The sequence below is a fragment of the Streptomyces europaeiscabiei genome (assembly GCF_001550375.1).
Lineage (GTDB): Bacteria > Actinomycetota > Actinomycetes > Streptomycetales > Streptomycetaceae > Streptomyces > Streptomyces europaeiscabiei.
On the sequence record NZ_LRTR01000483.1, the window covers coordinates 1 to 8719 of the forward strand.

Sequence of the window (8719 nt, forward strand, 5' to 3'; positions counted from 1 at the left end):
TGGCCCGGGTCGCACGAAGCCGTGCGCGCAGCCATCCTCGTACGAGGTCGCGTCGGCCGGTCGCCGGGCCCCGCGTGGGTCACGTCGTCGGCGGTGTGCCCTCCTGCTCCGCCTCGACGCGGGCGTTCCACTCCTTCTTCGACGCCTGCCAGCCGTCCTCGTCGTGGCCGAGGCGCCAGTAGCCGGAGATCGACAAGTCCTCGCGGGGGACGGCGAGTTCGACACGCAGCAGGCGGCGCAGCTCCTTCACGAAGCCCGCCTCGCCGTGGACGAAGGCGTGCATCCGGCCCTCGGGGAACTCCAGCGCGCGCACGGCCTCGACCAGAGCGGCGCCGACAGGGCGGTCACCGCGGTGCAGCCAGACGACCTCCGCATCGGAGTTGATCTTCTGCTCCTCCTCGGGCCCGGCGACCTCGACGATCGCGTGGACGCGGGCGCCGTCGGGGAGGGCCTCCAGGGAGGCCCCGATCGCCGGCAGGGCGCTCTCGTCGCCGACGAGGAGGTGCCAGTCGGCCTCCGGGTTGGGCGCGTAGGCGCCGCCGGGGCCGAGGAAACGGATCAGCTCGCCCGGCCGGACGCGTGTGGCCCAGGGGCCGGCGAGGCCCTCGTCGCCGTGAAGCACGAAGTCGAGGGTCAGCTCGGCCAGTTCGGAATCCCAGGCGCGCACGGTGTACGTCCGGGTCACGGGCCACTGGTCCCTGGGGAACTCGGCGCGGATCCGCTCGATGTCGAAGGGCTCCGGGTAGGTGACACCCTCGGGGCCGAACAGGAGCTTCACGTAGTGATCGGTGCTGCCGCGCGGGGAGAACTCGGTGAGGCCGTCGCCGCCGAGTACGACGCGCTGCATGTGCGGAGTGAGCCGCTCGGTGCGGACGACTCGCGCGGAGTGGGGCTTCGGGGTCCTGCGTACCGGACGCTCTGCCATGACGGCCTCCCAAAAAACCTAGTAAGGCTTACCTAAGTTATCATCTCCCCCTTGCCGACGCCCCATGCTCGTGGCGTCTGTGAGGACTTCGCGATGTGAATCGCGCCTCAGAGTCCCCACCACCGAAGTGTCACCCCACCCTCCGGCGTACGCCCCACCCGCGGGGCGACCCCGTCATGTCCGCAGTGTCGTGAGCAGCCGTTGCAGCGATCCGCCGAGTCCCCAGCGCGCCGCGAGCGCCTCCAGCGCCGCCGGGTCCCGCGGTTCACGCGGCAGAGCCGTGTCGACGTCCGGCAAGGGTACGTCGGCCGCCACCAGCACCACCTTCGGCGCCACCGCCACGTAGGGGCGCGCCTCGTCGAGCCTCTTGCGCTGCGAAGGCGTGAGCTTCGCCGTCGGGTCGTCGACCGCGGCCATGATCCCGGCCAGGTCGCCGAACTGGTCGAGCAGCTTCGCCGCCGTCTTCTCACCGATGCCCGGCACGCCCGGCAGCCCGTCGCTCGGGTCGCCGCGCAGCAGGGCCAGATCCGCGTACCCGCGCCCGACCACCGCGTACTTCTCGCGCAGCCACGCCTCGTCGGTCAGCTGCAGCGTGCCCACGCCCTTCAGCGGATACAGCACGCGCACCCCGCGCCCGTCGTCGACCAGCTGGTACAGGTCGCGGTCGCCGGTGACGATGTCGACCGGGTCCTTCGCCAGGGCGGTGAAGGTGCCGATCACGTCGTCCGCCTCGTATCCGGCGACGCCCACGCGCGCGATGCCGAGGGCGTCCAGCACCGCCTCGATGACCGGCACCTGCGGCGACAGGGTGTCCGGCACCTCCTCCTCGTCCGGCCCGGCCGCGCGCTCCTCGGCTACGCGGTGAGCCTTGTAGGAGGGGATCAGGTCGACGCGCCACTGCGGCCGCCAGTCCGCGTCCATGCACGCCACGAGGTCCGTCGGCCGGTGGTCCTTGACCAGCCGGTCGATGAATTCGAGCAGCCCGCGCACGGCGTTCACCGGTGTGCCGTCCGGGGCCTTCACGGATTCCGGCACTCCGAAGTACGCGCGGAAGTACAGCGAGGCGGTGTCGAGAAGCATCAGGCGTCGGGTCACGCCCCGCATCATGCCGTACGCCACCGACACACGGCTCCCGGCGCAACCGCGCGCGGGACGCGTGCACGCGTCCCGAGAACGCCCCCGGCCCGGGTCCGGTGCACTCCGTTGCCCGCGGGGCGGGGCGTCAACCAGGTGATCATGCTGGCCCTCTCGATGGTCGTCATCGCGGGCATGGTCGGCGGTGGCGGCCTCGGCTCCACCGTGGGACATCCAGACCAACTCCGGCTGCCGGCCACCCACGCCTCGTACTGGGCGAAGTACCAGGACCGGCTGGAGGACTACGGCAGTTGGTACGACGAGACCTCGCTGGAGATCGCCGTCCCCTCCTACGTCAAGGGCGTGAAGTCGCTCGACGACCTCGAGGGCAAGGGCGATCTGTTCAAGGGCAGGATCTACGGGATCGAGCCCGGCGCGGGCGAGACCAAGCTCTACGAGGAGAAGGTTCAGAACGTATACGGCCTCGACGGCGAATACGAGCTGGTCAAGTCCAACACCTCCGCGATGCCGGCCCAGTTGGACCGCGCGTACCAGAAGAAGGAGCCCATCGCGGTCACGCTCTGGTCGCCGCACTGGGCGTACGGCAGGTACGACCTCACCCGGCTCGCCGACCCCGAGAAGACCTGGGGCGCCGAGAACCAGATCCGCACGCTGGCCACCAAGGGCTTCCCCGGGAAGTACTCCGAGCCGAACGGCTGGCTGAAGAACTGGCACACGTCCCCGGACGAGCTGATGAGCCTGCGCCAGGCGATCCGGAAGGCCGGGCGGGGCCAGGAGGACGAGGGCGTCCAGCAGTGGATCGACGCGCATCCGGGGATCGTCGACGAGATGGCCCCCGTGAAGTAGCCCCACGCGGTGCGGGGCCGAGCCCCGGCCGACGGTTCCGCCGTCGGCCGGGGCTCCGTCGTGCGGAGCCGTCCCGAACGGGCGAGAGTGGTCACGTACTGGCGTACGAGAAGGATCCGGACAACCACGGGGCGGCCCGAGCCCCCGGATGCGGAGCTCCTCCGGCAGGTGGGGCGGGCCGCATGCGGATCGGCAACTCCGCCCCACGGCCCACGACTTCGCGACACGGAGGGCGAGCCCGGTGACCGGCCGGACCGTGTCGTGGCTGCGCGGGACGACTTCGGCACGCGCCGGACGTACGTCTGGCGTCCGGTGACGGGGCGTGCCGGAAGGGCCACCCTGCGCGGTCGCCGTGGCGACGGCACCCCCTTCCGTGCCGCGCGAGGGGCCCCGAGAGCGGAGATGGGACAGTGGTTCCACTGGCGTGAAGTGTGAGCATGGGCCCCCTGCCGGTTTACAGGGATGTGGCGGGCGCATGAAACGGTTTGCCGAACATGCGTAGGGTGCAGAGAACTCTTCGGGAGAAGCGCGCCCGATGAGTGCCGGACGGGTGGGCATCCGTACCGGACCAGTGAGCGTTCGCGAGCCCACCCGGTGGGTGTGCGTGAGCCGACCGACGAGCGAAGGAGGGAGCCGGAGCGATGGGCGACCACAAAGAACAGCCCCTTCGGGTGGGCGCGGCCGTCCGGCGGCGGCGCCGGGCGCAGCAGCTCACCCTCGCCGCCGTGGCCGAGCGCAGCGGCCTGTCCGTCCCCTTCCTCAGCCAGGTGGAGAACGAACGGGCCCGCCCCAGCAGACCCTCCCTGGACCGCATCGCCGACGCCCTCGGCACCACCGCCGTCGAACTGCTCGCCGCGGCCGACCCGGCGTGCAGCGTCGACGTCGTACGCGCCGCCGACGAGGACGGGTTCACGCCCCCCGACTCCTGCTCACGCTCCCTGGTGCGCGGGCACCACCAGTTGCACGCCATGGAGTTCACCGGTGACCACGACGAGGGCCGCGAGGTCCAGCACCGCAACGACGAGCTGATGTACGTCGTCGACGGGGCCGTCGAGGTCGAGGCCGAGGGCCGCGCCCACCGCCTGGGCCGCGGCGACACGCTGTACATGTCCGGTGGCGTACGGCATCGCTGGCGGGCCACCGAGCCGGAGACCCGGGTGATCGTGGTGGCCGTCGCGGACCACATCGAGGCCCTGGAGGACCGTCACCGCCGGGGCGCGTGACGTCGCCGTGCGCTCCGTGTCCCGCGTCGTCTCCCTCGTCCCGTCACTGACGGAGGCCGTCGCCGTCTCGCTGCCCGGTGTTCTGGTGGGCGCCACCGACTGGTGCGGCCACCCGAGTGATCTTGATGTCGTACGGATCGGCGGGACCAAGAACCCCAGGACCGACGCCATCGCCCGGCTCGCTCCGGACCTCGTGATCGCCAACGAGGAGGAGAACCGCGAGCCGGACCTGACCGCGCTGCGGGAGGCGGGCGTCGAGGTCCTCGTCACCGAGGTGCGGGACGTGCCGGGCGCGATCACCGAACTGGACCGCGTGCTGCGCGCCTGCGGGGCCCGGTCCCGGCCGCGCTGGCTGGACGAGGCGGAGTCGGTGTGGTCCCGGCTGCCGGGCACTGTGGGCGGTCCCGGCCGTCGTACGACCGCCGTGGTGCCCATCTGGCGCCGGCCCTGGATGGTCCTCGGCCGGGACACCTTCGCAGGTGATGTGCTGGCCCGGCTCGGTGTGGACCACCTGTACGCCGGGCACACGGAGCGCTATCCGCGGGTCCCCGTCGAGGAGCTGCGGGCCGCAGCCCCCGATGTCGTGGTCCTGCCCGACGAGCCGTACCTCTTCACCGCCGACGACGGCCCGGAGGCGTTTCCCGGGCTGCCGTGCGCGTTGCTGAGCGGCCGTCATCTCACCTGGTACGGGCCGTCGTTGGCCGAGGCTCCGCGGGTACTGGGCGCGGCGCTGCGAGCAGCTCGCCGCTGACCAGCCCACGCAGGGTGGACGCGGCGGCCGTCGCCCAGGCCGCGAGCAGCAGCGCGTACAGCGCGACGGCGAGGACGTCGAGGGCCACGAGCCCCGTGTGCCGGGCCAGCCCTTCCGTGCCGGTCGCACAGGTGCCGACCGGGAAGGTGAACGCCCACCACGCCATCGAGAACCCCATGCCCCGCCGCCGGGCCCGCACGACCATCGCCGCGGCGATGGCGAGCCAGAGCAGCGCGAAGCCCATGACGGGCACGCCGTAGAGGACGGCGAGGGCGGTGAAGCCGTCCGTGTACGGGGCCGGTACGGCGCCGGGGGCCGCGTCGGCGAGGTTGCCGACGGCGGTGGTCGACTGCCCCAGCGGCCCCAGGACCAGGAACAGGCTCGGTGTGAGGGCGAGCGGCAGCGGCCCCGCCGTCACCAGTCGGCCGAACACCAGCGGCAGCGCGAGCAGCGTGGCCAGCAGGCTCAGCCCGAACAGGCCGAGACAGCCGAACAGCAGCGTCTGCCGGGCCTGCCCGGGAGGCAGATGCGGGACGAGCAGCGGACCGAGTGCGGCGGAGACCATGGGCGCGACGAGGGGGAGGAGCAGCACGGGGGTGACCCGGTCCGGCTCGATGCGGTGGCGGACGACCATCAGGTACGGCACCACCACGGCGGCGACCAGGCCCACGGCCGTCCCGGCGCCGAAGAGCACGACGTCCAGTGCGACGGCCGCCCGCACCCCGATCCAGTCCCGGCCGACGACGAGGGCACCGGCGCCCACGGCCGACAGGGCCATGGAGAGACAGCCGTAGAAGGGGGCCACGGCCGGGTCGAGGAGGTGGGCGCGGGCCTGGTCGCGGTGGTGGGTCCAGTGCAGGGCGCGCGCGCCGAGCAGGACGAGCAGGGTGACGAGCGCGAGCGCCCAGAGGGCCGCGCAGGCCGTCCGCAGGCCCGGGATGTCCAGGGGGAGCCCGGCACCGGCGGACGCCACGATCGCGGTGCCCATGACCGGGGCGTACCAGTGGGGGCCGAGGTGGCGCAGGACGGGGAGGCGGCGGGGCGGGGCCGTGGACGGACGGGCCGGCCGGGTGGGGCGAATCGTACGGGCCGGGCGTACTGCGGTGACCATGATGAGAGCGTCCCGCTGCCGCGCGAGGCCCACCAGGGAGTTCGGTTGTATGGGGACATAAGCTGGGGTTATGAGTGAGAGCGAGGGGCGGGGCGGGCTGGCCCACCGGGTGCCGGATCTCGGGGCGCTCGAACTGCTGCTGGCCGTGGCCCGCCTCGGCTCGCTCGGGCGGGCGGCGCGGGAGCTGGGGATCACCCAGCCGGCCGCGAGCAGCCGGATCCGCTCGATGGAACGGCAGCTCGGCGTCGCCCTGGTCGACCGGTCGCCGCGTGGGTCCCGGCTCACCGACGCGGGGGCGCTCGTCACGGACTGGGCCCGGCGGATCGTCGAGGCGGCCGAGGCGTTCGACGTGGGTGCTCAGGCGCTGCGGGACCGGCGCGACTCCCGGCTCCGGGTCGCCGCGAGCATGACCATCGCCGAGTATCTGCTGCCCGGCTGGCTCATCGCGCTGCGCGCCGCGCGTCCGGACACGGCGGTGTCGCTCCTCGCGGGCAACTCGACGGTCGTCGCGGAGCGGCTGCTCGCGGACGAGGCGGATCTCGGGTTCGTCGAGGGGCCGACCGTGCCGGCCGGGCTGGACGCGGCCGTGATCGCCCACGACCACCTGATCGTCGTGACCTCGCCCAGCCATCCCTGGGCGCGGCGCCGCAAGCCATTGGACGCGGCCGAACTGGCCGCCACGCCGCTGATCCTCCGTGAGAAGGGATCCGGTACCCGGCAGGTCCTGGAGGACGCCCTCGGCAGCCTGGCCCGCCCCCTCATCGAGCTCTCCTCCACCACCGCGGTCAAGTCCTCCGCGTTGAGCGGCGCGGGCCCGGCCGTCCTGAGCGAGCTGGCCCTCGGTGAGGAGCTCTCCGCCCGCCGCCTGGTCCGCATCCCCTTGAACGGTGTACGCCTGCGGCGGTCCCTGCGGGCGGTGTGGCCGACGGGACACCGGCCCACGGGCCCGGCGCGGGATCTGCTGGGGCTCACCCGGGGGGCCGCGGTCGGCGGGTGAGGGCGGTCTCGGCCCCCTCCGCCGCCCCTGCCCGTCCCCTCCTCCAGGGGCTCTGCCCCTTCGACCCCGTTCAAGGGGCTCTGCCCTTCGACCCCGTTCACGTCTTCGGCCGTCTGCGGCGGGGAACTGCGCGAGCATCCACTACGGATCCGCGGCGGGAAAAATGCTTGGCACAGGGCAGCCCGGAACCCTCACCATGGCGGGCGTGACCCCCACCGCCCCGCCCGCCACCGGTGTCCGTACGCCCTGGGAAGCCCTGCCCGTCGCGGCCCGTGACGCCGTCGCGGAGGTGCTCGGCGAGCCGGTGGCCGAGGCGGTCACACAGTCGGGCGGCTTCTCACCCGGCGTGGCCGCGCGGGTCACCACCGCCGGAGGCCACCGCGCCTTCGTGAAGGCGGTGAGCGCCCACGCCAACCCCGACAGCCCGGGGATCCACCGCCACGAGGCACGCAACGCCGCCGCGCTGCCGGCGGAGGTGCCCGCTCCCCGGCTGCTCGGTACGTACGACGACGGCACGTGGGTAGCCCTCGTGTTCGAGGACGTGGTGGGCCGGCAGCCCCACGTCCCCTGGCGGAAGGGCGAGTTGAAGGCTGTCCTGGACGCGGTGGGGGAGCTGAGCCGTACGCTCACGCCCGCACCCATCGCCGCGCAGCCCCTCGTGGAGAGCCTGACGGGCAACTTCCGGGGCTGGCAGCGGATGATCGACCAGGGGGACACGGGCGAGGGGCTCGACCCGTGGGCCGTACGTCAGCTGCCCCGGCTCGCCGAACTCGCCGCCCGCTGGGCCGACTCCGCCGTCGGGGACACCCTCGCCCACTGCGACCTGCGGGCCGACAACATGCTGCTGACGGCGGACGGCCGGGTCGTCTTCGTCGACTGGCCGCACGCCCGCAGCGGGGCCGCGCCCTGGTTCGACCTCCTGTTGCTGCTGCCCTGCGTCAGGGCCCAGGGCGGACCCGACCCCGAGACGGTGTTCACGGCCCACCCCTTGGGGCGGGACGCCGACCCGGACGGTGTCACCGCCACCCTGGCCGCCTTCGCGGGCTTCCTGACGGAGAACTCCCGCCGGCCACCGGTCCCCGGCATCCCGACCCTGCGCCCCTTCCAGCGCGCCCAGGGCGACGCGGCACTGGAATGGCTGAGGACGCGGATCGGGTAGGGGGTCCGGCGCGGGGGAGGGCCGGAACGCAGAACGGGGCCCACCGGGGAAGGGGTGCGCCCCGCTCCGTGGCTCGGACAGGAGGCTCGGCCCCCGTCGCGGCCCGGCGGACGGCCCGGCTCAGGACCCGGCCGGAACCCGGCAGGACGCCGCCTCCGTGAGGGCCCGCATCACCCGTACGTCCTCGCCCATCTCGGGGTGCCACTGGATGCCCAGGACCCAGGCGGGGTCGGGCAGTTCGATGGCCTCGACCGTGCCGTCGGAGGCGTGGGCCGAGGCCAGCAGGCCGGCGCCGAGCCGGTCGACCGCCTGGTGGTGGTAGGTCGGTACGTCGGTCTCCTCGGCGGTGATGTCCGCGTACCGGGTGCCGGGGACGGGCTTCACGGGATGGCGGCCGAAGACGCCGACCTCGACGACGTGGTCGTCGAGGTGCTGGACCAGCGTGCCGCCGAGGGCGACGTTCAGGAGCTGCATACCGCGGCAGATGCCGAGCAGCGGCGTGCCGATGTCCAGCGCCGCCCGGATCAGTGCCAGCTCCCACGCGTCGCGCTCGGGCGCGGGCGGGCCGCAGCGGGGGGAGCGCGCGGCGCCGTAGAGGGCGGGGTCCACGTC

At 73.5% G+C, this 8719-nt stretch carries 9 protein-coding genes; 5 read left to right on the top strand and 4 right to left on the bottom strand.

From position 1 onward, the window contains the following. Positions 1–79: 79 nt before the first annotated feature. Both AWZ10_RS23470 and AWZ10_RS23475 read right to left on the bottom strand, forming a co-directional pair. Positions 80–925: a siderophore-interacting protein gene (locus tag AWZ10_RS23470; RefSeq protein ID WP_046705457.1), complete on the bottom strand. Its 846-nt coding sequence runs from the start codon at positions 923–925 to the stop codon at positions 80–82. A gap of 174 nt (positions 926–1099) precedes the next feature. Continuing rightward, complete coding sequence (locus tag AWZ10_RS23475) at positions 1100–2044, bottom strand: 5'-3' exonuclease (RefSeq protein WP_060891985.1); 945 nt, start codon at positions 2042–2044, stop codon at positions 1100–1102. An 84-nt stretch (positions 2045–2128) separates the two neighbouring features. On the opposite strand from AWZ10_RS23475, the gene AWZ10_RS23480 reads away from it, so the two are divergent. The 3 genes from AWZ10_RS23480 (at position 2129) to AWZ10_RS23490 (ending at position 4840) form a co-directional block, all read left to right on the top strand. Continuing rightward, positions 2129–2866 (top strand): glycine betaine ABC transporter substrate-binding protein, encoded by a 738-nt coding sequence (locus AWZ10_RS23480; RefSeq protein WP_060891982.1) that lies wholly within the window; start codon positions 2129–2131, stop codon positions 2864–2866. 641 nt (positions 2867–3507) lie between these two features. Then, positions 3508–4089: a helix-turn-helix domain-containing protein gene (locus tag AWZ10_RS23485; protein ID WP_037701740.1), complete on the top strand. Its 582-nt coding sequence runs from the start codon at positions 3508–3510 to the stop codon at positions 4087–4089. A gap of 7 nt (positions 4090–4096) precedes the next feature. Beyond that, positions 4097–4840 carry a helical backbone metal receptor gene (locus AWZ10_RS23490; protein WP_060891983.1) on the top strand — a complete coding sequence of 248 codons (744 nt, stop codon included), beginning with the start codon at positions 4097–4099 and terminating at the stop codon, positions 4838–4840. Here the strand turns inward: AWZ10_RS23490 and AWZ10_RS23495 are convergent. Then, positions 4767–5951 carry a TDT family transporter gene (locus AWZ10_RS23495; RefSeq protein WP_060891986.1) on the bottom strand — a complete coding sequence of 395 codons (1185 nt, stop codon included), beginning with the start codon at positions 5949–5951 and terminating at the stop codon, positions 4767–4769. The two genes, AWZ10_RS23490 and AWZ10_RS23495, sit on opposite strands and share 74 nt — an antisense overlap. A gap of 70 nt (positions 5952–6021) precedes the next feature. Here AWZ10_RS23495 and AWZ10_RS23500 point away from each other — a divergent pair, with 70 nt between their 5' ends. Next, complete coding sequence (locus tag AWZ10_RS23500) at positions 6022–6948, top strand: LysR family transcriptional regulator (protein ID WP_060891984.1); 927 nt, start codon at positions 6022–6024, stop codon at positions 6946–6948. A 205-nt stretch (positions 6949–7153) separates the two neighbouring features. Beyond that, positions 7154–8107 carry an aminoglycoside phosphotransferase family protein gene (locus AWZ10_RS23505; RefSeq protein ID WP_060891987.1) on the top strand — a complete coding sequence of 318 codons (954 nt, stop codon included), beginning with the start codon at positions 7154–7156 and terminating at the stop codon, positions 8105–8107. A gap of 120 nt (positions 8108–8227) precedes the next feature. Here AWZ10_RS23505 and AWZ10_RS23510 read toward each other — a convergent pair. Continuing rightward, on the bottom strand, positions 8228–8719 hold a 492-nt coding region (locus AWZ10_RS23510), incomplete at its 5' end, for a gamma-glutamyl-gamma-aminobutyrate hydrolase family protein (protein ID WP_060891988.1).